General features: G+C 72.3%; 21 protein-coding genes. 8 read left to right on the top strand and 13 right to left on the bottom strand.

Features of this window, described 5'->3' with window-relative positions; genetic code table 11:
• Positions 1-65: 65 nt before the first annotated feature.
• Entirely contained in the window at positions 66-899 is an 834-nt protein-coding gene (panB, locus tag ABD352_RS01965) for a 3-methyl-2-oxobutanoate hydroxymethyltransferase (RefSeq protein WP_344610422.1), read from the bottom strand.
• A 104-nt stretch (positions 900-1,003) separates the two neighbouring features.
• On the bottom strand, positions 1,004-1,990 hold the full coding sequence (locus ABD352_RS01970; protein WP_344610423.1) for an NAD(+) synthetase: 987 nt from the start codon (positions 1,988-1,990) through the stop codon (positions 1,004-1,006).
• Positions 1,991-2,145: 155 nt separating this feature from the next.
• On the opposite strand from ABD352_RS01970, the gene ABD352_RS01975 reads away from it, so the two are divergent.
• Positions 2,146-3,498: a glutamine synthetase family protein gene (locus ABD352_RS01975; RefSeq protein WP_344610424.1), complete on the top strand. Its 1,353-nt coding sequence runs from the start codon at positions 2,146-2,148 to the stop codon at positions 3,496-3,498.
• 7 nt (positions 3,499-3,505) lie between these two features.
• Here ABD352_RS01975 and ABD352_RS01980 read toward each other — a convergent pair whose 3' ends face one another.
• The 3 genes from ABD352_RS01980 to ABD352_RS01990 are packed head-to-tail and all read right to left on the bottom strand — an operon-like array spanning position 3,506 to position 5,768.
• Positions 3,506-4,237, bottom strand: coding sequence for a ferredoxin reductase (locus ABD352_RS01980; RefSeq protein ID WP_344610425.1), 732 nt, complete (start codon positions 4,235-4,237; stop codon positions 3,506-3,508).
• A 34-nt stretch (positions 4,238-4,271) separates the two neighbouring features.
• Positions 4,272-4,868: a sulfite oxidase-like oxidoreductase gene (locus ABD352_RS01985; RefSeq protein WP_344610426.1), complete on the bottom strand. Its 597-nt coding sequence runs from the start codon at positions 4,866-4,868 to the stop codon at positions 4,272-4,274.
• Between the two features lie 39 nt (positions 4,869-4,907).
• Complete coding sequence (locus ABD352_RS01990; protein ID WP_344610427.1) at positions 4,908-5,768, bottom strand: S66 peptidase family protein; 861 nt, start codon at positions 5,766-5,768, stop codon at positions 4,908-4,910.
• An 18-nt stretch (positions 5,769-5,786) separates the two neighbouring features.
• Between ABD352_RS01990 and ABD352_RS01995 the strand changes: the two genes are divergently transcribed.
• From ABD352_RS01995 to ABD352_RS02005, 3 genes are read left to right on the top strand one after another with little or no spacing between them, the layout of a single operon-like run.
• On the top strand, positions 5,787-6,605 hold the full coding sequence (locus ABD352_RS01995; RefSeq protein WP_344610428.1) for a type 1 glutamine amidotransferase: 819 nt from the start codon (positions 5,787-5,789) through the stop codon (positions 6,603-6,605).
• Positions 6,605-9,520, top strand: a complete 2,916-nt coding sequence (locus tag ABD352_RS02000; RefSeq protein ID WP_344610429.1) for a bifunctional [glutamine synthetase] adenylyltransferase/[glutamine synthetase]-adenylyl-L-tyrosine phosphorylase — start codon at positions 6,605-6,607, stop codon at positions 9,518-9,520. The genes ABD352_RS01995 and ABD352_RS02000 overlap by 1 nt, the downstream gene beginning before the upstream one ends.
• Complete coding sequence (locus ABD352_RS02005; RefSeq protein WP_344610430.1) at positions 9,521-9,934, top strand: anthrone oxygenase family protein; 414 nt, start codon at positions 9,521-9,523, stop codon at positions 9,932-9,934.
• 90 nt (positions 9,935-10,024) lie between these two features.
• Here ABD352_RS02005 and glnA read toward each other — a convergent pair whose 3' ends face one another.
• The gene (glnA, locus tag ABD352_RS02010) at positions 10,025-11,449 is read right to left on the bottom strand and encodes a type I glutamate--ammonia ligase (RefSeq protein ID WP_344610562.1); all 1,425 of its coding nucleotides are present in this window, start codon (positions 11,447-11,449) and stop codon (positions 10,025-10,027) included.
• A gap of 400 nt (positions 11,450-11,849) precedes the next feature.
• Here glnA and ABD352_RS02015 point away from each other — a divergent pair, with 400 nt between their 5' ends.
• Positions 11,850-12,200 carry an RDD family protein gene (locus tag ABD352_RS02015; RefSeq protein ID WP_344610431.1) on the top strand — a complete coding sequence of 117 codons (351 nt, stop codon included), beginning with the start codon at positions 11,850-11,852 and terminating at the stop codon, positions 12,198-12,200.
• 11 nt (positions 12,201-12,211) lie between these two features.
• Here ABD352_RS02015 and ABD352_RS02020 read toward each other — a convergent pair whose 3' ends face one another.
• Both ABD352_RS02020 and lipA read right to left on the bottom strand, forming a co-directional pair.
• Positions 12,212-12,910 (bottom strand): DUF4191 domain-containing protein, encoded by a 699-nt coding sequence (locus ABD352_RS02020; RefSeq protein WP_344610432.1) that lies wholly within the window; start codon positions 12,908-12,910, stop codon positions 12,212-12,214.
• Positions 12,911-12,934: 24 nt separating this feature from the next.
• A complete protein-coding gene (gene lipA / locus ABD352_RS02025; protein WP_344610563.1) occupies positions 12,935-13,873 on the bottom strand; it encodes a lipoyl synthase in 939 nt (312 codons plus the stop codon).
• A gap of 125 nt (positions 13,874-13,998) precedes the next feature.
• Between lipA and ABD352_RS02030 the strand changes: the two genes are divergently transcribed.
• Positions 13,999-14,562, top strand: a complete 564-nt coding sequence (locus ABD352_RS02030; protein WP_344610433.1) for a DUF6928 family protein — start codon at positions 13,999-14,001, stop codon at positions 14,560-14,562.
• Here the strand turns inward: ABD352_RS02030 and lipB are convergent.
• A complete protein-coding gene (gene lipB / locus ABD352_RS02035; RefSeq protein WP_344610434.1) occupies positions 14,546-15,181 on the bottom strand; it encodes a lipoyl(octanoyl) transferase LipB in 636 nt (211 codons plus the stop codon). The genes ABD352_RS02030 and lipB overlap by 17 nt on opposite strands.
• Positions 15,182-15,288: 107 nt before the next feature.
• Here lipB and ABD352_RS02040 point away from each other — a divergent pair, with 107 nt between their 5' ends.
• Positions 15,289-16,500, top strand: a complete 1,212-nt coding sequence (locus ABD352_RS02040) for an extracellular catalytic domain type 1 short-chain-length polyhydroxyalkanoate depolymerase (protein ID WP_344610435.1) — start codon at positions 15,289-15,291, stop codon at positions 16,498-16,500.
• Here the strand turns inward: ABD352_RS02040 and ABD352_RS02045 are convergent.
• The 3 genes from ABD352_RS02045 to lpdA all read right to left on the bottom strand — a co-directional run bounded on the left by ABD352_RS02045 (position 16,470) and on the right by lpdA (position 20,639).
• Complete coding sequence (locus ABD352_RS02045) at positions 16,470-17,366, bottom strand: TIGR01777 family oxidoreductase (protein WP_344610436.1); 897 nt, start codon at positions 17,364-17,366, stop codon at positions 16,470-16,472. The two genes, ABD352_RS02040 and ABD352_RS02045, sit on opposite strands and share 31 nt — an antisense overlap.
• Positions 17,367-17,437: 71 nt before the next feature.
• Positions 17,438-19,204 (bottom strand): 2-oxoglutarate dehydrogenase, E2 component, dihydrolipoamide succinyltransferase, encoded by a 1,767-nt coding sequence (gene sucB / locus ABD352_RS02050; RefSeq protein WP_344610437.1) that lies wholly within the window; start codon positions 19,202-19,204, stop codon positions 17,438-17,440.
• Between the two features lie 49 nt (positions 19,205-19,253).
• Entirely contained in the window at positions 19,254-20,639 is a 1,386-nt protein-coding gene (gene lpdA / locus ABD352_RS02055; protein ID WP_344610438.1) for a dihydrolipoyl dehydrogenase, read from the bottom strand.
• A 227-nt stretch (positions 20,640-20,866) separates the two neighbouring features.
• Here lpdA and ABD352_RS02060 point away from each other — a divergent pair, with 227 nt between their 5' ends.
• A complete protein-coding gene (locus ABD352_RS02060; protein ID WP_344610439.1) occupies positions 20,867-21,172 on the top strand; it encodes a hypothetical protein in 306 nt (101 codons plus the stop codon).
• Between the two features lie 8 nt (positions 21,173-21,180).
• On the opposite strand, the gene ABD352_RS02065 is transcribed toward ABD352_RS02060, so the two are convergent.
• The coding region (locus ABD352_RS02065) for a leucyl aminopeptidase (RefSeq protein WP_344610440.1) at positions 21,181-22,418 on the bottom strand (1,238 nt) is incomplete at its 5' end.

Consider the following 22,418-nt stretch of genomic DNA (forward strand, 5'->3'; position numbering starts at 1 on the left):
GCCCGACTTTTCGGGCAAAACGGAAGCCGGCGGTCCACACGAGCGGACCGCCGGCCGTGAACGCGTCAGTCGAAGGTGTGCTCCTGCGCCGGGAAGACGCCCGAGCGCACCTCCTCCGCATACGCCCGAGTGGCCTCGCCCAGCACCCCGGCGAGATCCGCGTAGCGCTTCACGAAGCGCGGCGTCCGCCCCGTGCGCAGCCCCGCCATGTCCTGCCACACCAGCACCTGGGCGTCGGTGTCCGCGCCCGCCCCGATGCCGATCGTCGGGATGTGCAGCTCGTGCGTGATCCGCTTGGCGACCTCGCCCGGGACCATCTCCAGGACCACCGCGAACGCGCCCGCCTCGGCCACCGCGTGCGCGTCCTCCACCACGTCCTCGGCGGCGTCGCCGCGGCCCTGGACCCGGTAGCCGCCGATCGCGTGCTCGCTCTGCGGCGTGAAGCCGATGTGCGCCATGACCGGGATGCCCGCGCTGGTCAGCGCCGCGATCTGGGGCGCCACGCGGCGGCCGCCCTCCAGCTTCACGGCGTGGCAGCCGCCCTCCTTCATGAACCGTACGGCGGTGCGCAGCGCCTGGGCCGGGCCCTCCTCGTACGAGCCGAAGGGCAGGTCACCCACCACCAGCGCGCGCTTCGTGGAGCGGACCACGGCGCGCACGAGGGGCAGGAGCTCCTCCTCGCTGACGGAGACCGTGGACTCGTACCCGTACACGTTGTTCGCCGCCGAGTCGCCCACCAGCAGGACGGGGATGCCGGCCTCGTCGAAGATCGCGGCGGTGTACTGGTCGTACGAGGTGAGCATCGGCCAGCGCTCGCCGCGCTCCTTGGCGGCGATGAGGTCCCTGGTGCGCACCCGGCGGTTGACGGCGCCACCGTACAGGGACGGGATCTCGGACATCAGCGTCCTCCTCATTGGCTCCTCGAGGCCCCATTCGGGGTCCCCGGGCTACCCCCCGATGGTCGCACCGGTCGCGGCGAAAGGAGCCATGCGGATGCGGTTTTTCACATGAGGTACGGCGGAATCGGCGCCTCTTCCCCTCGGCGCTCGGCCTCCTCGTTGCGCCAGCGGGCCAGGCGGGCCACGAGGGCGGACGGCACGCCGCCGAGCGGGTCGTGCCCGCTCAGGCGCCCCTCCTGATCGGCCAGCGACCCCAGCACCACCCCGCGCACCCGGTCGGGGAGGCGCCCGAGCGCGGCCCCGCCGAGGGTCAGGTTGGCCAGGAACGAGTCGACCATCGGCTGGATCGGCTCGACCCGGAAGTCCAGCCCGGTGCGCAGCGCCAGCTCCCGCCCGTCGTCGGCCCTGGCCGCGACCCCGACCACGTTCGCCGGCCCGAGCGCGTCGCAGGCCACGACGGCGGCCACGGCCGCGTCCAGCCGGCCGGTCAGGGGGAGCACCACGCTGCCGTGCGCGCGGGCCCGGTCCCGCAGGCCCACCTCCAGCGCCTGCCAGGCGGCCGCCTCGTCGGACAGCCGGGGCGCGATCTCCCCGGAGCCGGGCAGGTCGAGGACCAGCAGGCGCTCCACGAACTGGGGCGCCCGGGCGATCAGGGCGCCGTCGGGCCGTACCACCAGGGAATCACCGTCGAAGACCACCCCGTCGCGGCCGCCCACCAGGTTCACCCCGGCCACGACGGCGCCGGACTCCGCGGCCACCCGGGACAGCCGCTCGAGGCGGTCGTCGTCGGCGCGCACCTCGAAGGGCTCCGCGCCCACGTGCACGAGCAGGCCTTCCGCCACGGCCGCGAAGCTTCCATCCACGTCGCACGGCACCGGGGCGCCATGGCGCAGCAGGGCGACCGACCCCGCGCGGTCGCCGACCAGCACGGCCGGCCCGCGGCCTGCCAGGCGTTCGGCGACCGCGTCGATCGGCAGGTCGAGCCGGGGAAAGACGACCAGCTCGGCCCCCTGGGCGGCGGCCCGGGCGGCCCAGCTCTCAACGGCGGGCGAGGGTCCGGTCTGGGCCAGGGCGAGTCGCAACCGAGGCATGCTTCAAGTGTGGCGTAGGGGCCGGTAAGGCGCCTGCCGGACGCTCACTCCCGCGCTGGCCGGGTTCTCCGGGTCCGGTAACTTGTGTGTAACACCATCGGGCGAGACTGGCCCGAATCGGCCATATACAAACCGCAGCTCGTGGGGGCAAAACCGTGGATCGTCAGCAGGAGTTCGTACTCCGGACGCTCGAAGAGCGGGACATCCGCTTCGTCCGGCTGTGGTTCACGGACGTGCTCGGCACGCTCAAGAGCGTGTCGGTCGCCCCGGCCGAGCTCGAGTCGGCCTTCGAGGAGGGCATCGGCTTCGACGGTTCCGCCATCGAGGGCTTCGCCCGCGTCTACGAGTCCGACATGGTCGCCATGCCCGACCCGACGACGTTCCAGGTGTTCCCGTTCGAGGGCGGCATGTCCGGCGAGAGCGCCCGCATGTTCTGCGACATCACCCTGCCCGACGGCTCGCCGTCCTGGGCCGACCCGCGCCACGTGCTGCGCCGGGCCCTGTCGCGGGCGGCCGAGAAGGGCTTCACCTTCTACACCCACCCGGAGATCGAGTTCTTCCTGCTGGAGAGCCTCGGCACGGAAGGCGCGCCACCGGTCCCGGTCGACACCGGCGGGTACTTCGACCACACCACCCACGCCGTCGCCCGCGACTTCCGCCGCCAGGCGGTGCTCGCCCTGGAGCGGATCGGCATCTCGGTCGAGTTCAGCCACCACGAGGTCGCGCCCGGGCAGCAGGAGATCGACCTGCGCTACGCCGACGCGCTCACCACGGCCGACAACATCATGACGTTCCGGCACGTCATCAAGGAGGTCGCGCTGTCGCACGGCGTGCACGCGACCTTCATGCCGAAGCCGTTCACCGAGCAGCCGGGCAGCGGCATGCACACCCACCTGTCGCTGTTCGAGGGCGAGCGCAACGCGTTCCACGACGCCAGCGACCCGATGAAGCTGTCGAAGGTCGGCCAGGCGTTCATCGCCGGCCTGCTGGTGCACGCCCGGGAGTACACCGCCATCACCAACCAGTGGGTGAACTCCTACAAGCGGCTCTTCCCGCAGACGCTGCCCAACCGGATCACCGAGTCCCCGGCCTACGTCTGCTGGGGCCACCGCAACCGCTCCGCGCTGGTCCGCGTCCCCGCGTACGGCAAGCCCAACTCGGCCCGGGTCGAGGTGCGCTCGCTGGACTCGGCCTGCAACCCGTACCTGGCCTACGCGGTCATGCTCGGCGCCGGCCTGCGCGGCATCGAGCAGGGCTACGAGCTGCCGCCCGGCGCCGAGGACGACGTGTGGGCGCTGACCGACGGCGAGCGGCGGGCGGCCGGCTACGAGTCGCTGCCGGAGAACCTCTCCGAGGCCCTGGACGTCATGGCCAACTCCGAGCTGGTCGCCGAGGTCCTCGGCGAGCACGTCTTCGACTTCTTCCTCAAGAACAAGCGGACGGAGTGGGAGGAGTACCGCCGGGTGGTCACCCCGTTCGAGCGGGAGCGCTACCTCGGCATGATGTAAGGCCGGCTCACCCGTAGCGCTCGGTCCTGATGCCCCTGGCGTCATGGCCGAGCGCCACCATGATGTCCGCGACGGTCTCCACGAAGCCGGTCGGCCCGCAGACGTACACGCTGGGCTCGAAGTCCTTCGGCCACGCGTGCGTGTTGACGTCGGCGACGCCGATCCGGCTGCCGCGCACGCGGGTGTAGATGTACTGCACGTCGAGCCCGCCGTCGTCGCGCGCCCTCCGGCGCAGTTCGTCCGCGTACATCACGTCTTCGGGCGTCCTGGCCGAGTAGATCAGCCTGAAGGGCGTTCTGATCCCGTTCTCGGCCCGGGACCGGATCATCGCCATCAGCGGCACCACGCCCGAGCCGCCGGCCACCAGCGTCACCGGCGCAGGGTCGCCCGGCCGCCACACGAACCAGCCGCCGATCGGCCCGCGGACCTCGATGAGCTGCGATATGTCGAAGACATCGGTCAGGTACGGCGAAACCTCCCCGTCCTCCACCCGCTGCACGGTGATCTCGACCCCGGTGGCCGACGCCAGGGAGTAGCTGCGCTGCGCCGTGTATCCGTCCGCGGCCGTCAGCCGCACGTCGATGTGCTGCCCGGCGAGGTGCCCGGGCCAGCCGGGAACGTCGAGGACGAGGGTCCGTGCAGTGGGGGTCTCGAACCGCTGATCGACAAGCGTGGCCCTACGCCAGCTCAGTCGCCCTCCGCTTCGCTCCGGGCGCCCGAGCTTAGAAGCTGTGTTCATTGCTGAGCGGCTCCTCCGCTTCGCTCCGGACCGCTCAGTCGCCCTGATACCGCTGCTCGCGCCATGGGTCTCCGTAGTTGTGGTACCCGGCCTCCTCCCAGAAGCCGGGCTCGTCCTGCAGCATCATCCGCAGCCCGTGAAGCCACTTGGCGGACTTCCAGAGGTACAGGTGCGGCACCAGCAGCCGCGCCGGCCCGCCGTGCTCGGGCGCGAGCGCCTCGCCCTCGTAGCGGTACGCCACCCACGCCTTGCCGTCGAGGAGGTCCTCCAGCGGCAGGTTGGTGGTGTAGCCGTCGTAGGAGTGTGCCATCACGTAGTCGGCCGCCGTGTCCACGCCGGAGAGCAGGGTGTCGACGGCCACGCCCCGCCAGCCGGTCCGCAGCTTCGACCACTTCGTCACGCAGTGCAGGTCCACGGTGACGTCCTCGTGGGGCAGGGCCGTGAACTCGCCCCACGTCCACCTGGTCTCCGCGCCGGTCTCCGTGGTGATCACGAACTCCCAGCGGTCGGTGCGCAGCCGCGGCGTCGGGCCGGCCGACAGCACGGGGAAGTCGTGGGCGAGGTACTGCCCGGGCGGGAGGTCCGGCCGCTCGCGGCGCCGGCCGGTGAACCCCGGCGTCAGGGTGCTCATGGCCCCATACTGCCCCGGGACCGTCTCGCCGGGCATCCGTCAGACGACGGTTGAGACGCGGCTGACAAGGACCCCGGCCGCGGCGTCCAGCAGCGCCGGCGCCCCGAGCACGACCGTCTCCTGCCCCTCGCCGTGCCCGATCGGCAGCCCGGCGAGGATCGGCACGCCCAGCCCGCCCAGCCGCTCCGCCAGCACCTCGTCCACGCCGTCGCCGCAGTCGGTGAACTGCCCGAGCGCGATCCCGCGCACCCCGGCGAGGACCCCCGAGCGCAGCAGGTGAGTGAGCATCCGGTCGATCCGGTACGTCGCCTCGCCCACGTCCTCGAGCAGCAGGATCGAGCCCGACAAATCTGGCATGTCCGAAGTCCCGAGCGTGCTCACCAGCATGGCGAGGTTCCCGCCGAGCAGCACGCCGCGGGCGGCGCCGCTCGCCCCGAGCCCACGCACGCGCAGCGGGTCGGCCGTCATCAGCGCCCGTCGCAGGGACTCGGCCGAGGACTGCGGCGTGCGGGCGTCCAGCCAGGCCGCGCCCGGGCCGTGGATCGCGGGCCACCGCCCGTGCCGCCAGGCCGCCAGCTGCAGCGCGGTGATGTCGGAGAAGCCGACGATCGGCTTCGGGGCGCCCCACCGCACCCGGTCCACGATCCGCTGGACGCCGTAGCCGCCGCGGGTGCACACCACCGCGCGGACCCGGGGATCGGCGAGCGCGGCGTTGAGGTCGTCGAGGCGGGCATCATCGGTACCGCCGAAATAGCCCACCCGATCCAGGACGTGCGGCGCCGGCTCGGCCCGCAGCCCCCAGCTCTCCAGCAGCTCCACGCCCCGGGCGACGCGGTCCGCCGCCGCCGGGCCGGAAGGGGACACGAGCCGGACGACGTCGCCGGGTTCCAAAGGACGCACGGTCGTTATTGTCGGGGCGTGACGATCGAAGGCAGTACCGCGGGGGCCGCCCCAAGGGGAAACACGGCGCTCGTGGTGGAGAACGACCCGTCCGACGGCCTGGCCCGCCTCGGCGACTGGCTCACCGGCGGCGGCCTGCGGCTGGAGCTCGTCCGCCCGCACGCCGGCGAACCGCTGCCGGCCGACCTGGACGGCTACGCGGCCCTGGTGGTCCTCGGCGGCGAGCAGGACGCCTTCCCGGACGAGCGGGGCGAGCGCGCCGCACCGTGGTTCGACGAGCTCGACGGCCTGCTGCGCAAGGCGGTCCGGCACAGGGTGCCCACCCTCGCCATCTGCCTCGGCGCGCAGCTGCTGGCCCAAGCCCACGGCGGCACCGTCGAGCGCAGCGCCGCCGGCCCGGAGGTCGGGGTCCGGCTGGTCGCCCGGCGCGACGTCGCCGACGAGGACCCCATCTTCGCCGCGGTGCCGTTCGCGCCCGACGTGTTGCAGTGGCACCTCGACGAGATCGTCGAGCTGCCCATGAACTCGACCCTGCTGGCCGCCTCGACGCACTATCCGATCCAGGCGTACCGCATCGGAAGCGCCGCCTGGGGCCTGCAGTTCCACATCGAGTGCGACCTCGAGATGTTCGCGCAGTGGGCGATCGACGGCGTCGGCACCCTCGGCGACCTCGGCATCGACCCCGTGGAGATGCTGGAGCGGGTCGAGGCCGCGCTGCCCGACGTGCTCGACGTCTGGAAGCCCTTCGCCGAGCGGTTCGCGGCCGTGGCCCTGGGCCGCACGCCGCACGCCGGCGGGGGTGGCCTGCGCTCCCTGCCGCTGATCGGGCCGCGCTGATGGACCCGACCGCGAAGACCGGCCCCGGGCACCTCGCCCGCTTCGGGTTCACCGACAACGAGCGGACCGAGGCGATCGCCGGCCCCGGCGGGCTGCGGCTGTGGGACCCGGTGAACCGCCGCCCGGCCGGCGACGACGCCGTGGCCGTGCTCGACACGCTGTACTTCGCCGCCGACCCCGACCTCGCCCTCTTCCAGCTGCACCGGCTGGCCGAAGTGGCGGGGGAGGAGGTGCTGACGGCGGTGCTGACCGACCGGGCGCTGCGCCGCCGCCTCATCGGCGTCCTCGGCGTCTCGGCCACCCTCGGCGACCTGCTCGTCGCCAACCCCGACGAGTGGCGCGAGCTGCTCGGCGAGCAGAACAAGCGCCCGGCCGGCTACTCGACCCGGGACGTCTCCACGGTCCCGTTGCTACGCAGCGGGTACCGCAGGGAGCTGCTGCGCATCGTGGCCGCCGACCTGACCGCGGCGGCCGACGTCGAGGTCACCATGGGCCGGCTGACCGAGCTGGCCGACGCGACCCTGCAGGCGGCCCTGGACATCGCCATCGCCGAGCAGGGCTCCGACGCCTGCCGCCTCGCCGTGGTCGCGATGGGCAAGTGCGGGGGCCGGGAGCTCAACTACGTCAGCGACGTGGACGTCGTCTTCGTCGCCGAGCCGGCCGGGGACGCCGACACCGAGACCGCGATGCGCGCCGGCAGCGCCCTTGCCGCCCGCATGATGGAGATCTGCGGCTTCGTGGCCTGGCCGGTCGACGCCGCCCTGCGCCCGGAGGGCAGCCGCGGCGCGCTGGTGCGCACCGTCGCCTCGCACCTGGCGTACTACAAGAAGTGGGCCAAGACCTGGGAGTTCCAGGCCCTGCTCAAGGCCCGCCCGGCCGCCGGCGACCTCGAACTGGGCGAGCAGTGGCTGGCCGAGCTCCGGCCGCTCATCTGGTCTGCGGCCGAGCGCCCGGAGGCCGTCGACGAGGTGCGCGGCATGCGCCGGCGCATCATCGAGGCCATCCCGCGGGCCGAGGTCGACCGCGAGATCAAGCGCGGCCCGGGCGGCCTGCGCGACATCGAGTTCGCGGTGCAGCTGCTCCAGCTCGTGCACGGCCGGGCCGACGAGAGCCTGCGCACCCCGACCACGCTGGCCGGCCTGCGGGCGCTCATCGAGGGCGGCTACGTCGGCCTGGCCGACGGCGAGGCCCTGCTGCGCGCCTACCGGTTCCTGCGCGTGGTCGAGCACCGCCTGCAGCTGCAGCGCCTGCGCCGCACCCACACCGTGCCCGACGACCCGGCCGGCCTGCGCTGGCTCGCCCACGCCCTCGGGTACCGACCCAACGCCGCCCGGGACGCCGTCGAGTCGTTCCGGGCCGACTGGGTCCGCCACTCCGGCGAGGTGCGCCGCCTGCACGCCAAGCTCTTCTACCGGCCGCTGCTGGAGGCCGTGGCCCGGGTGCCCACCGAGCAGCTGCGGCTCACGCCGGACGCCGCCCGGGCCCGCCTCGACGTGCTCGGCTTTGCCGACCCGGCGGGCGCGCTGCGGCACATCGAGGCGCTCACCGGCGGCGTGTCACGCACCGCCGCGATCCAGCGCCAGCTGCTGCCGGTGCTGCTCAGCGAGTTCGCCGACGCCCCCGAGCCCGACCGGGGGCTGCTGGCCTACCGGCAGGTGTCGGAGAAGGTCGGCAACACCCCGTGGTACCTGCGGCTGCTGCGCGACGAGGGCCCGGTCGCGATGCGCCTGGCCCGGCTGCTCGCCCTGTCGCGGTACGTCACCGAGCTGCTCGTCCACGACCCCGAGGCGCTGCGGCTGCTGGCCGAGGACGCCGAGCTGGTCCCGCGCAGCGCCGAGGTGCTGACGGAGGGCTTCGCGGCCGCCGCGGCCCGCCACGACGACCCGGAGGCGGCGATCAACGCGGTCCGCGCCCTGCGCCGCCGCGAGCTCTTCCGCATCGCCTGCGCGGACCTGCTCGGCCTGCTCGACGTCACCGAGGTTGGCGACGCCCTCTCCGCCGTGATCGACGCCACCCTGCGCGCCACGCTCGGCGTCACCGCCGGCCCGTCGCCGGCGCTGGAGTTCGCGATCGTCGGCATGGGCCGCCTCGGCGGGGCGGAGATCAGCTACCCGTCCGACGCCGACGTGCTCTTCGTCTACGAGACCCCGCCCGGGATGGCCGACGACGCCGCCAGCGGGGTCGCCCTGACCATCGCCGAGGAGCTGCGCCGGCTGCTGTCCCGCCCGGCCCCAGACCCGCCGCTGGGCGTCGACGCCGACCTGCGCCCCGAGGGCCGGCAGGGGCCTCTGGTGCGCAGCCTGGGGGCCTATCAGCAGTACTACGCCCGCTGGTCCCGGGTCTGGGAGGCCCAGGCGCTCCTGCGGGCCCGGGCGGTGGCCGGCTCGCCGGGGCTGGGGGAGCGGTTCCTGGCGCTGGCCGACGCCACGCGCTATCCCCAGGGCGGCCTCACCCGCGAGCAGATCCAGGAGATCCGCCGGCTGAAGGCCCGGGTGGACAGCGAGCGGCTCCCGCGCGGCGCCGACCCGGCCACCCACACCAAGCTGGGCCGGGGCGGCCTCGCCGACGTGGAGTGGACCGTCCAGCTGCTGCAGCTGCAGCACGGCCACGCGGTGCCCGCCCTGCGCACCCCGAGGACGCTGGAGGCGCTCGCCGCGGCGCTCGCCGCCGGCCTGCTCGACCCGGCCGACGCGGCCGCGCTGGAGGCCGGCTGGCGGCACGCCTCGCGGGTGCGCAACCTGCTGACCCTGGTCCGCGGCCGCCCCACCGACCAGCTGCCGCGCCAGGGCCCCGACCTGGCCGCCGCCGCTTCCGTACTGGGCGAGGGGGCCGAGCCGCAGGAGTTCCTCGACGAGCACCTGCGCATCGCCCGCCGCGCCCGCGCCGCGGTCGAGCGCATCTTCGACGGGGCCTGAGTGCTCGCCGCCGCCTGCGTCGTGGTGCTGGGGCTGCTCGCCGGCGAGGAGCTGATCGTGCGGTGGGGCGTCCAGCCGGCGCTGGCCGCGCTGGACGACCGCGCCCACCTGCAGGCCCGCATCGCGCTGGTCAGGCGGCTCAAGGTGGTCGTGCCGATCCTGATCGTCCCGGCGGCGATCCTCACGTCGGCCCACGTGGTGACGTCCCCCGGCAGCTGGCCGGGCGGGGTGGCCCTGCTGGCCTTCGTCCTGCTGTCGGCCTTCGGCACGGTCCCGATCAACATCAGGATCAACGACTGGGACGCCGACCACCCGCCCCCGGACTGGCGCCGCGTGGTGCACCGCTGGACCGTGATCGACGTGTTCCGCTCGTCGGCCGCCGTGCTGGCGTTCGTGCTCGTCGTGGCGGTGTGACGCATCGTCGCGTGACGTACCGCCCGGGGGCGCACAGCAGAACGGCCCGCCCCGGATGGACCGGAGCGGGCCGCCTAGATCAGGCAGAGATCACACGTCGTAGTACATGGCGAACTCGTGCGGGGTCGGCCGCAGGCGGACCGGGTCGACCTCGTTGGCGCGCTTGTACGAGATCCAGGTGTCCACCAGGTCCTGCGTGAACACGTTGCCCTCGAGCAGGAAGCCGTGGTCGGACTCGAGGTTGTCGAGCACCTCGTCGAGCGAGCCGGGGACCTGCTTGACGTTCGCGACCTCCTCCGGCGGAAGGTCGTAGAGGTCCTTGTCGATCGGCGCCGGCGGCTCGATCTTGTTCTTGATGCCGTCCAGGCCGGCCATCAGCATGGCCGCGAAGGCCAGGTAGACGTTGGCCGACGGGTCCGGCACGCGGAACTCGACGCGCTTGGCCTTGGCGTTCGTGCCCGTCACCGGGATGCGGGTGCAGGCCGAGCGGTTGCGCTGCGAGTACACCAGGTTGACCGGCGCCTCGTAGCCGGGCACCAGGCGCCGGTAGGAGTTCACGGTCGGGTTGGTGAAGGCGAGCAGCGACGGCGCGTGGTGCAGCAGGCCGCCGATGTACCAGCGGGCCGTGTCCGACAGGCCGCCGTAGCCGGCCTCGTCGTAGAACAGCGGCTCGCCGCCCAGCCACAGCGACTGGTGGGTGTGCATGCCCGAGCCGTTGTCGCCGAAGAGCGGCTTCGGCATGAAGGTCGCGGTCTTGCCGGCGGCCCACGCGGTGTTCTTCACGATGTACTTGAAGAGCTGGAGCTGGTCGCCCGCGTGCAGCAGGGTCGAGAACTTGTAGTTGATCTCGGCCTGGCCGGCGGTGCCGACCTCGTGGTGCGACCGCTCGACCTCGAAGCCGGCGTCGACGAGCCGCAGCACGATCTGGTCACGCAGATCGGCGTAGTGGTCGACCGGCGGGACCGGGAAGTAGCCGCCCTTGTAGGCGGTCTTGTAGCCGCGGTTGCCGCCCGGCTCTTCCTTGCCGGAGTTCCACCAGCCCTCGATGGAGTCGATGTAGTAGTACGCCTGGTTCGCCGACGTCTCGTGGCGGATCGAGTCGAAGATGTAGAACTCCGCCTCGGGGGCGAAGTACGCCGTGTCGGCGATCCCGCTCGACTTGAGGTACGCCTCGGCCTTCTTCGTCACGTTGCGCGGGTCACGCGAGTAGGCCTCCCGCGTGAACGGGTCGTGGATGAAGAAGTTCAGCGCCAGGGTCTTCTCCACCCGGAACGGGTCGATGAAGGCCGACGTGGCGTCCGGCAGGAGCAGCATGTCCGACTCGTGGATCGCCTGGAACCCGCGGATCGAGGAGCCGTCGAAGGCCAGGCCCTCGGTGAAGACCTTGTCGTCGAAGGCCTCGGCCGGCAAGTTGAAGTGCTGCATGACGCCGGGGAGGTCGCAGAAGCGAACGTCGACGAAGCGGACGCCCTCATCCTTCACATAACGCAACAGCTCTTCAGAATTGGCGAACAACTCGTCCTCCAGGTCGCAGGCGAAGGCCAGGCTGGTGATCACTTCAGTGTGAAGGTGTCTGGTTGATCGCGACCGTAGAACCGTGCGATTGCCCCGGCGTGTCCCGACTGTTTCCGCTATGTTTCGCGGCCGTTGGAGCAGCCGACGGGCGTCGGCGGGCAGCCGTTGGAGCAGCCAGCTGGCGTCGGCGGGTGGCCGTCGGAGCAGGCGGCGGGTGTCGGCGGGAGGCCGTCGGAGCAGGCGGCGGGTGTCGGCGGGAGGCCGTCGGAGCAGGCGGCGGGTGTCGGCGGGAGGCCGTTGGAGCAGCCGGCGGGCGTCGGTGGGCGATTGCGGGGCGGCTGTTGGGCCGGTCGGACTCGGCCGATCGGCCCGCGGCGGCCGTTCGATAGTCTGACCCGTCGTGGAACCCACGCCGGCCTCGCTCGCCCGCCGCTTCGGCGCCCTGCTCATCGACTGGATCTGCTGCGTGCTCATCGCGGGCGCGTTCGCCCACCCGACCGAGGAGCCGTGGCTCGCGCCGGGGATCTTCGTCGTCGTGTACGGGCTGTTCCTGGGCTTCTTCGGTCAGACGCTGGGCATGCGGCTGTTCCGCATCCGTTGTGTGTCGATCACCACCGGCGGCCCGATCGGCGTGCCGCGGGCCCTCCTGCGCGCCATCGTCATGCTCCCGCTGATCCCCGCCCTGATCATGGACGCAAACCAGCGCGGCCTGCACGACCGGGCCGCGGGCTCGGTGGTGCAGGCCGTCTGAGCAGCAGGCGGTCAGCGCCCGCGCATCGCCTTGAACTGGCCCTTCGGGGGCTTCATGTTCTTGGGCAGCGCGCCCCGCGGCATCTGCGGCCGGGCGGAGAGCGCCGTGAGCCGCTTGTCGAGGGAGTTGACGTCCTTGGCCGTGATCGTGCGCGGCAGCCGGACGAGCAGGTTGCGCAGCTTGGCCAGCGGGATCTGGCCCTCTTCGTTGCCGATGATGTAGTCGCGCAGCTCGGCGTTGCCGATCACCTTGACCAGCCGCCTCCGCTCCTGGCCGATGAGCCCCTTGACCCGGCTCACGTTGCCTTCGCCGATCAGGATCACGCCGGGGCGGCCGATGACCAGGTGGACCATGTCGAACTGCGTCGTGGACGCGATCGCCGGGCTGACCCGCCAGTCGCCGCGCATGTTCTCGATGATCGACGCCGCGGCGCCGGGCTGGCCCTCGGCCTCCTTCATCATCGCCTTCTGCGAGCGCAGGTTGAGCACGATGACGGTGCCGAGCAGCGCGAGCAGAACGCCCAGCGGCGCCCAGATCCACGACAGGCCCAGCGCAATGAGCACGCCCACCACGATCAGCGGCACGAGGACGACGGTCGCTACCAGCGGCACGAACGCCTTGTCGCGCTTCGCGGTGAACGAGAACACCATGCCGATCTGCTTGAGCCGAGTGAAGAAGGAGGCCTTCTCCGGCTCCTGGGCCTTTGCCATACCTGCGAGTCTAGAGGGGCCGCGTCACGCCTGGAGAGCCCGGCTCTCCAGGGCCTGGCGATACAGCCGGCCGGCCCGGTAGGAGGAGCGCACCAGCGGCCCGCTCAGCACGCCCGCGAAGCCGATCTGCTCGGCCTCCTCGCGCAGCTCGACGAACTCCTCGGGCTTCACCCAGCGCTCGACGGGGTGGTGCCGCGGCGTCGGGCGGAGGTACTGCGTGATCGTCACCAGCTCGCACCCGGCCTCGTAGAGGTCCTTGAGCGCCTGCGACACCTCGGCCCGCTCCTCGCCCATGCCGAGGATCAGGTTGGACTTGGTGACCAGCCCGGCCTCGCGGGCGGAGGTCAGCACGCCGAGGGAGCGCTCGTAGCGAAACGCCGGCCGGATCCGCTTGAAGATCCGCGGCACCGTCTCCACGTTGTGGGCGAGCACCTCGGGCCGCGCCGCGAACACCTCGCCGAGCTGCTCCCCGTCGGCGTTGAAGTCGGGGATGAGCAGCTCGACGCCGCACCCCTCGACCAGCCCGTGGATCTGCCGCACGGTCTCGGCGTAGAGCCAGGCCCCGCCGTCGGGCAGGTCGTCGCGGGCCACGCCGGTCACCGTCGCGTACTTCAGCCCCATCGTCGCCACCGACTCGGCCACCCGGCGCGGCTCGTCCGCGTCGAACTCGGCCGGCTTGCCGGTGTCGATCTGGCAGAAGTCGCAGCGGCGGGTGCACTGGTCGCCACCGATGAGGAAGGTGGCCTCGCGATCTTCCCAGCACTCGTAGATGTTGGGACAGCCGGCTTCCTGGCAGACCGTGTGCAGGCCTTCGCGCTGGACGAGCCCCCGCAGATGCGTGTATTCGGGACCCATCTTGGCCGAGACCTTGATCCACGGCGGTTTGCGCTCAATCGGTGTCTCCGCGTTACGCGCTTCGATGCGCAGCAGACGACGACCTTCAGGAACAACGGCGGTCACGATTCGAAGACTACGCCCGGGAGGTGCCCGAGGACTGGGAACGCGATTGACGTCACGTCCCGCGCGTCTGGATTATCCGCCGCGGAGCGGGAGGTTTCCCAATCGACTAGTACGGCAATGAGTTCCAAGTGGCGCTCAACGACACCCTCGTCGTGTTCTGTGACGGAAACCCCATCGACGTCCTGCGGTCCTACCCGGTGCTGGACAAGCCGGCCACCCGCGCGCTCGCCGAGCGCCTCTTCCCGGGCGCGGGCATCGAGGAGGCCGGCGACGAGCTCCTCATCGACGCGCTGAACCCGCCGGCCGGCATGGTCTGCATCGGCAGCTTCGCCGGCCTGGACCTGATCTGCAGCTGGGAGCTCACCCCGCGGCGGCCGTCCGAGCTCGACCCGTCGGTGCTGGCCGCCACCGAGCGCCGCCACGTGTACCTGCACGCCGCCCACGACGACGCCGGCTGGTGCAGCTTCGGCGTCTGGCGCGACGGGGCCAGGGTGCGCGCGCTGAGCGTCTGCACGAACCCGGGCGTGCTCGAGGACGAGGGCGACCCCCTGCCCTTCGAGCCGTCCGACGACCTGACCTGCGCCTCGATGCGGGGCCTGTTCGGCTTCGCCTGCGACGACCACGACCGCATCGACGACGTGGACCCCGAGCTCATCCCGGTCGTCTGCTACCGGGTCAGTACAGCGTCTTGAGGTGACGCTCGGCGACCGGCAGGACGTCCTCGACGGTCACGTCCCGGCCGAGCTCCTTCGACAGCGACGTCACGCCCGCGTCGCGGATGCCGCAGGGCACGAAGATGTCGTACCGCGACAGGTCACAGTCCGCGTTGAGGGCGAACCCGTGCAGCGTCACCCCGCGGGACACCCGGATCCCGATGGCCGCCACCTTGCGGTCGGGCCCGCGCTCGTCGCCGGCCACCCAGACCCCGCTGCGCCCCTCGACCCGGACCGTGGCCAGGCCGAAGTCGGCGCACACGTCGATGAGCATCTGCTCCATCCGCCGCACGTAGGCGACCACGTCCACGGGGTCGGGCAGCTTCACGATGGGGTAGCCGACCAGCTGTCCCGGCCCGTGCCAGGTGATCTTCCCGCCCCGGTCGACGTCGATCACCGGCGTGCCGTCGAAGGGCCGGTCCGCGGGCTCTGTGCGCTTGCCTGCCGTGTAGACGCTCGGGTGCTCCAGCAGCAGCACCGTGTCGGGCGCTGTCCCGTCGGCCACCTCGGCATGGATGCGCCGCTGCTCGGCGAGCGCCGTCTCGTAGTCGAGGAGTCCGGCCCGGACGATTCGCATACCCACCACGCTGGTCACCATCGCAGCCTATCCCCGTCAGGAATATGTGGGATCGGGACATAGTGGTGCGTCCAACCTCACACCTAGCGTGGGCCTCCCATAACGCTCACGCCAGGAAGGGCACCGCCATGCCCCGCGTACTGCGCATCTTCCTGCCCGCGCTCGTGGCGCTCGCCGCCGCCGTCGGGCTCACGACCATCGCCATCTCGCCGGCCTACGCGGCCACACTGACCAGCGTTGCGAGCTTCGGCTCCAACCCGGGCAACCTGACCATGTACTCGTACCGCCCAGACGGCCTGCCCGCCGGCGCCCCGCTCGTGGTGGCGATGCACGGCTGCACCCAGAACGCGAACGACTACTTCACCAACTCCGGCTGGCGCAAGTACGCCGACCTGTGGCACTTCGCCCTGGTGTTCCCGGAGCAGAAGTCGGCCAACAACAGCACCAGCTGCTTCAACTGGTTCGAGACCGGCGACACCGCCCGCGGCGGCGGCGAGGCCCTGTCGATCAAGCAGATGGTCGACTACGCCGTCGCCAACTACTCGGTGAACCCGGCCCGGGTCTACGTCACCGGCCTGTCCGCCGGCGGCGCCATGACCGCCGTGATGCTCGCGACCTACCCCGACGTGTTCGCCGGCGGCGCGATCATGGCCGGCCTGCCGTACCGCTGCGCGACCTCCACCACGACGGCGTACAGCTGCATGAACCCCGGCGTCGACAAGACCCCCGCGGCCTGGGGCGACCTGGTCCGGGCGGCCTACTCCGGCTACTCCGGCGCCCGCCCGCGGGTCGCCGTCTGGCACGGCACCTCGGACACCACGGTCGCCCCGGCCAACGCCACCGAGCTGCGCGACCAGTGGACCAACGTGCTCGGGGTGTCCCAGACGCCGACCTCGACCGCGTCGCTGCCCGGCGGCACGTCGCTGTCCAACTACGGCGACCAGGTGAAGGTGTACCTCGTCTCCGGCATGACCCACGCCACCCCCGTCCACCCGGGCAGCGCCACCGACCAGTGCGGCACGGCCGGGACCTACTACAAGGACACCATCTGCTCGTCCTACTACCAGGCGGTCGACTGGGGCCTGGACAACGGCGCGGCGCCGAGCCAGAGCCCGACCGGGAGCCCCACGCCTTCGCCCACCCCCACCCAGGGCGGCGGGGGCACGTGCGTCCGGGCCACGAACTACGCCCACGTCACCGCCGGGCGGGCGCACCAGACGGGCGGGTACACGTACGCCAACGGCTCCAACCAGAACATGGGCCTCTACAACGTGTTCGTCACCCACGGGCTGCGCCAGACCGGCGCGAACTACTGGGTGATCGACGACACCGCCTGCTGAAGGGCCTCCTCGACGGTCTGGTGCGCGAAGGTGAACCCCTCGCGTACCAGCACCCCGGGCAGCACCCGCTGGCTGGCGAGGGCCTCCCCGCCGAACTCGCCGACCGCGGCCCGCAGCGCGAACCCGGGCACCGGCAGCAGGCTCGGCCGGTGCAGGACCCGGCCCAGCGCGGCGGAGAACTCGGCGTTGGTGACGGGCTCGGGCCCGGTGAGGTTGACCGGCCCGCTGACGTCGCGCTCCAGCAGGAACCCGACGGCGTCGAGCCAGTCGGGCAGCGAGATCCAGGGGAGGTACTGCCGCCCACTGCCCATCGGCCCGCCGGCGAAGAGCCTGAACTGCAGGTAGAGCGGCTTGAGCAGCCCGCCGTCCTTGTCCAGCGGGAAGCCGGTGCGCAGCAGCACGACCCGCGTCCCGGCGTCCTCGGCCGGGCCGGTGGCCGCCTCCCACACCTTGCACACGTCGGCCAGGAAGCCCTCGCCCGCGGGGGCGGTCTCGTCCACCGCGTGGTCGCCGGTGTCGCCGTAGTAGCCCACGGCGGAGGAGTTGAGCAGGACCCGCGGCTTGTCCGGCGCGGCGGCGATGGCCCGCGCGATGGTCCGGGTGGTGTCCACGCGGCTGTCGAGCAGCACCTGCTTGTACTGCGAGGTCCACCGCTTGTCGGCGACGCCCGCCCCGGCCAGGTTGATCACCGCGTCGGCGGCGGCGACCACGGTGGCGTCGAGCACCCCGGAGGTCGGGTCCCACCGCACCTCACCCGGGCGCGGTGGCCTGCGCACCAGCGGGGTGACGTCGTGGCCGGCGTCCCGCAGGTGCGAGACGAGGCGCCGCCCGAGGAACCCGGACGCCCCCGCGATGAGGATCTGCATAGGGCCCATTTTGCCCCGAAGGGGCGCCCCATCACGGGACGCCCCCTCGCAAGCGGTGTGTTCGGACGGGCTCAGAGGCCGAGGTCGGCCTCGAAGTTGCCGGCCTCCAGCCGCTCCTTCACGGTGGTGAGGAAGCGGGCGGCGTCGGCGCCGTCGACGATGCGGTGGTCGTAGGACAGGGCCAGGTACACCATCGAGCGCGGCGCGATGATCTCGCCCAGCTCCGGGTCGCTCACCACGACGGCCCGCTTGACCACGGCGCCGGTGCCCAGGATGGCCACCTGCGGCTGGTTGATGATCGGCGTGTCGAACAGCGCGCCCCGGCTGCCGGTGTTGGTCAGCGTGAAGGTGCCGCCGGCGATGTCGTCCGGGCTGAGCTTGTTGCTGCGGGTCCGCTCGGCCACGTCGGCGATGCGCTTGGCCAGGCCGGCCAGGTTGAGGTCGCCGGCGTTCTTGATGACCGGGACGATGAGGCCCTTGTCGCTGTCCACGGCCATGCCGAGGTGCTCGGCGTCGTGGTAGGTGACGGTGCCCGCCTCCAGGTCGATCGAGGAGTTGACCGCGGGGTGCACCCGCAGCGCCTCGACCGCCGCGAGGGCGAAGAACGGCAGGAAGGACAGCTTCACCCCGTGCGTGGCCTGGAACTGGGCCTTGGCCTTGTCCCGCAGCTTGGCCACCTTGGTGACGTCGACCTCGACGACCGTGGTGAGCTGGGCCGAGATCTGCAGCGACTCGACCATGCGGCGGGCGATGAGCGCCCGCATGCGGGTCAGCTTCTGCGTCTGGCCGCGCAGCGGGCTCGGCGCCGCCTTCGGGGCGGCCTGGGTGGTGGCGCTCGCGGAGACGGCGGCCGGGGCGGCGGCGGGCGCCGGCCGGGCGGCGGCCTCCTTGGCCTTGGCGGCCGCGTCGAGCACGTCCTGCTTGCGGATCCGGCCGCCGACGCCGGTGCCGGTCAGGGACGACAGTCTCACCCCGTGCTCGGCGGCGAGCTTGCGCACCAGCGGCGTGACGTACCCGGCGTCCTCCTCCACCTTGCCGTTGCCCGACACGGTGACGTTGGTCGCCGGGCCGGCGTGCACCGGGGCGGCGGCCGCGGGCTGCGGGGCCGGGGCGGCCTTGGGCTCGGGCTTCGGCTCGGGCTTCGGCTCGGCCTTCGGTTCCGGCTTCGGCTCCGCCTTGGGCTCCGGCTTCGGCTCGGCCTTGGGCTTCGGGGCGGCCTTGGCGCCGGCCGCGCCGATGATGGCCAGCTCCGCGCCGACCTCCACCGTCTCGTCCTCGGCGACCTTGATCTCCAGCAGCGTGCCGGCCACCGGCGACGGGATCTCGGTGTCGACCTTGTCGGTGGAGACCTCCAGCAGCGGCTCGTCGGCCTCGACGCTGTCGCCGACCTGCTTGAGCCAGCGGGTGACGGTGCCCTCGGTGACGCTCTCACCGAGCGCGGGCATCTTCACCGCCGTGCCCTCGGCGGCCCCGGCCTCGGCCTCGGCCTCGGGCTCCTCCTCGGCGGCGGGCGGCTCCACCTGCGCCTCTTCGGCGGGGGCGGCCTCGGGCTCCTCCTCGGCGGCCGCGGGCTCCGCGGCCGGGGCGGCCCCGCCGTCCGCGCCGTCGCCGATGACGGCGAGCTCGGCGCCGACCTCGGCGGTCTCGTCCTCCTGCACGACGATGCGCGTCAGCACGCCGGCTGCCGGGGACGGGATCTCGGTGTCGACCTTGTCGGTCGAGACCTCGAGCAGCGGCTCGTCGGCCTCGACGTGGTCGCCCTCCTGCTTCAACCAGCGGGTGACGGTGCCCTCGGTGACGCTCTCGCCCAACCGGGGCATGGTGACCGATACCGGCATGTGAAACGACTCCTACTGTGCTCGTGGTGGCGGTCGGTTGCCAGTTGACTCAGTGGACGTGCAGCGGCTTGCCGGCCAGCGCCAGGTGCGCCTCGCCGAGAGCCTCGTTCTGCGTGGGGTGCATGTGCACCAGCGGGGCGACGTCGCCAGGGAACGCTTCCCAGTTGTAGATCAGCTGAGCCTCGCCGATCAGTTCGCTCACCCGCGCGCCCACCATGTGGACGCCGACGACCGGCCCGTCCTTGACCCGGATCAGCTTCACGAAGCCCGCGGTCTTGAGGATCTGGCTCTTGCCGTTGCCGGTGAGGTCGTACTGCAGCGTCTCGATCTTGTCGTCGCCGTGCACCTCGCGGGCCTTGGACTCGTTGAGCCCGACCGAGGCGACCTCCGGCTCCGAGTAGGTGACCCGCGGGATGCCGGACTCGTCGAACACCTGCGGCTGCTGCCCGGCGATCTCCTCGGCCACGAAGATGCCCTGCTGGAAGCCCCGGTGCGCCAGCTGTACGCCGGGCACGATGTCGCCCACCGCGTAGATGCCCGGCACCGAGGTGCGCAGCCGCTCGTCCGTGAGGACGAACCCGCGCTCCATCTTCACGCCCTGCTCCTCGTACCCGAGGTTGGCCGTCGTCGGCCCGCGCCCGACGGCCACGAGCAGCAGCTCGGCCTCGATCGTCTCGCCGCCCTGGATCGTCACCGTCACGCCGCCGTCGGAGCGCTGCACGCCCTCGAACGGCCGGCCCACCTTGAACTTGATGCCCCGCTTGCGGAAGGCCCGCTCCAGCGCCTTCGAGCTGGCCTCGTCCTCGACCGCGAGCAGCCGCGGGAGGGCCTCGACGATGGTGACGTCGACGCCGAAGGACTTCCAGGCGCTGGCGAACTCGCAGCCGATCACGCCGCCGCCGAGGACGATCGCGGAGGCGGGCACGTGGTCCAGGGTCAGCGCGTGCTCGCTGGTGATGACCCGCTCGCCGTCGACGACCAGGCCGGGCAGGGTCTTGGAGTACGACCCGGTGGCCAGCACGATGTTCTTCGCCGTGTACCGCGTGCCGGCGACCTCGACGGCGTCCGGCGCGACCAGGCGCCCCTCGCCCTCGATGAGCGTCACCTTGCGCGCCTTGGCCAGCCCCTGCAGGCCCTTGTAGAGCTTGGTGACCACGCCGTCCTTGTAGGCGTTGACGGCCTTCATGTCGACGCCGTTGAACGACGCCTGGATGCCGAACTGGTCGGCCTCGCGGGCCGCGTCGGCCACTTCGCCGGCGTGCAGCAGCGCCTTGGTCGGGATGCAACCGCGGTGCAGGCACGTGCCGCCGAGCTTGTCCTTCTCCACGAGTGCGACGGACAGGCCGAGCTGCGCGGCGCGGAACGCGGTCGCGTAACCGCCGCTACCGCCGCCCAGGATCAGGACGTCGAAGGAGTTGGCGTGTGGGTCGCTCACGAATTCTCCCAGGTGATGCACGGGCCTGCCGGCTCGTGACGGTGCGAATGCGGGGTTCGCCCTTCGCATGACCGGGAGGCCGGACCCCACAGGTTCGACCTACCGATCCTTGGCCATCTTGTCACTTGCGCTGCACGCTTGCGACGGTAGGTGCCCTTAGTGGGGCTCCTGCGACGTGCTCGATCGTCGTACCCTGACTCAGTCGTATCGAGGGGGAGGAGCGCGACGTGGCGTGGTTCCGACGCAGGCCGGCCGCCGGCGGCCGTGGCGCGAGCCGCGAAGACCTGGCCTATCTCGAGGAGTTCGTGCGCTCCCGGCGCGGCGTGGAGGGCTTCATCGAGCCCCGCACGACCGTGACGGAGACGACACTGCTGCTCATCGCGCACGACGGTGAATGGACCCGCCGGCGGATGGAAAGCCCTCAGGCGGCGCGCCAGTTCGCGCACCGCCTGAGCATGCCCATCTACGACATCGCGCTGGTCGGCTATCCGAAGCGCTGGCGCGACTACAACGCCCGGAACAAGAAGAGCTGACCCGGCGGCTACTCCGAGGCGATCTCCTCGATCAGCTCGTAGAGGGTCCGCACCGGCACGCCGGTCCCGCCCTTGGCCCAGTAGCCGAAGGGCTCGCCGGTGTGGTAGCTGGGGCCCGCGATGTCGATGTGGGCCCACTGCACGCCCTCGGTGACGAACTCGGACAGGAACACGCCGCCCTGCAGCATGTGCCCGGCCCGGTCCATGCCGGCGTTGACCTGTGAGATGTCCGCCACGTCGGAGTCCATGCCCTTGCGCACGTCCTCGGGCAGCGGCATCGGCCACGCGGGCTCGCCGGCCCGCTCGCCCGCGTCGCGGACCCGCTCGCACAGCTCCGGCGTGCCCATGACCCCGGCGATGCGCTTGCCCAGCGCGATCACCTGCCCGCCGGTCAGCGTGGAGACCTCGAACAGGTAGTCCGGGTCGTCCTCGCAGGCCCGGGCGATCGCGTCGCCGAGGATCATCCGGCCCTCGGCGTCGGTGTTGAGCACCTCGACCTGGGCGCCGCTGTACATCCGCACGACGTCGCCGGGCCGGTACGCGCTGCCGGAGACCATGTTCTCGGCCATCGGCGCGTAGGCGACCACCGCCACCTTGGGCTTGAGCTGCGCGACCGCGAGCATGGTGGCGACCACGGCGGCGGCACCCGACATGTCGGACTTCATCTCCCACATGCCGGCCGTCGGCTTGATCGACACGCCGCCGGTGTCGAACGTGATGCCCTTGCCGACCAGGGCGATGCGCCGGGTGGCGCCGGCCGGCTCGTACGCGATGCGCACCAGGCGCGGCGCCGCGGCCGAGCCCAGCCCGACGGCGAGGATGCCGCCGTACCCCTGCTTCGCCAGGGCCTTCTCGTCCAGCACGGTGACGTCGAGCGACGCCTCCCGCGCCGCGGCGGCGGCCTGCTCGGCGAACGCGGGCGGGCGCAGCTCGTTCGGCGCCGTGTTGATCCAGTCGCGGGTGCGGGCCACCACCGCGCCGAGCACGCCGGAGCGCTTGAGCGCCGCTTTGGCCGCCTTCCCGCCGGCGCTGGGCACGTGGACGAGCACCTTGCGCACCGGGTCGCGGCGCGCGGCGGACGGCTTGGTCTTGTACCCGGCGAAGCGGTAGGCGCCCAGCAGCGCGCCCTCCGCGACCGCGCGCACGCCGGCGGCCAGCGCCTCGTCGCCCTCGCCCAGCGGCAGCACCAGCGCCACCGAGGCCGTCCCGGCCAGGGCGCGGGCCGCAGCGCCGGCCGCGCGGCGCA

This window comes from Dactylosporangium salmoneum (assembly GCF_039532525.1).
GTDB lineage: Bacteria > Actinomycetota > Actinomycetes > Mycobacteriales > Micromonosporaceae > Dactylosporangium > Dactylosporangium salmoneum.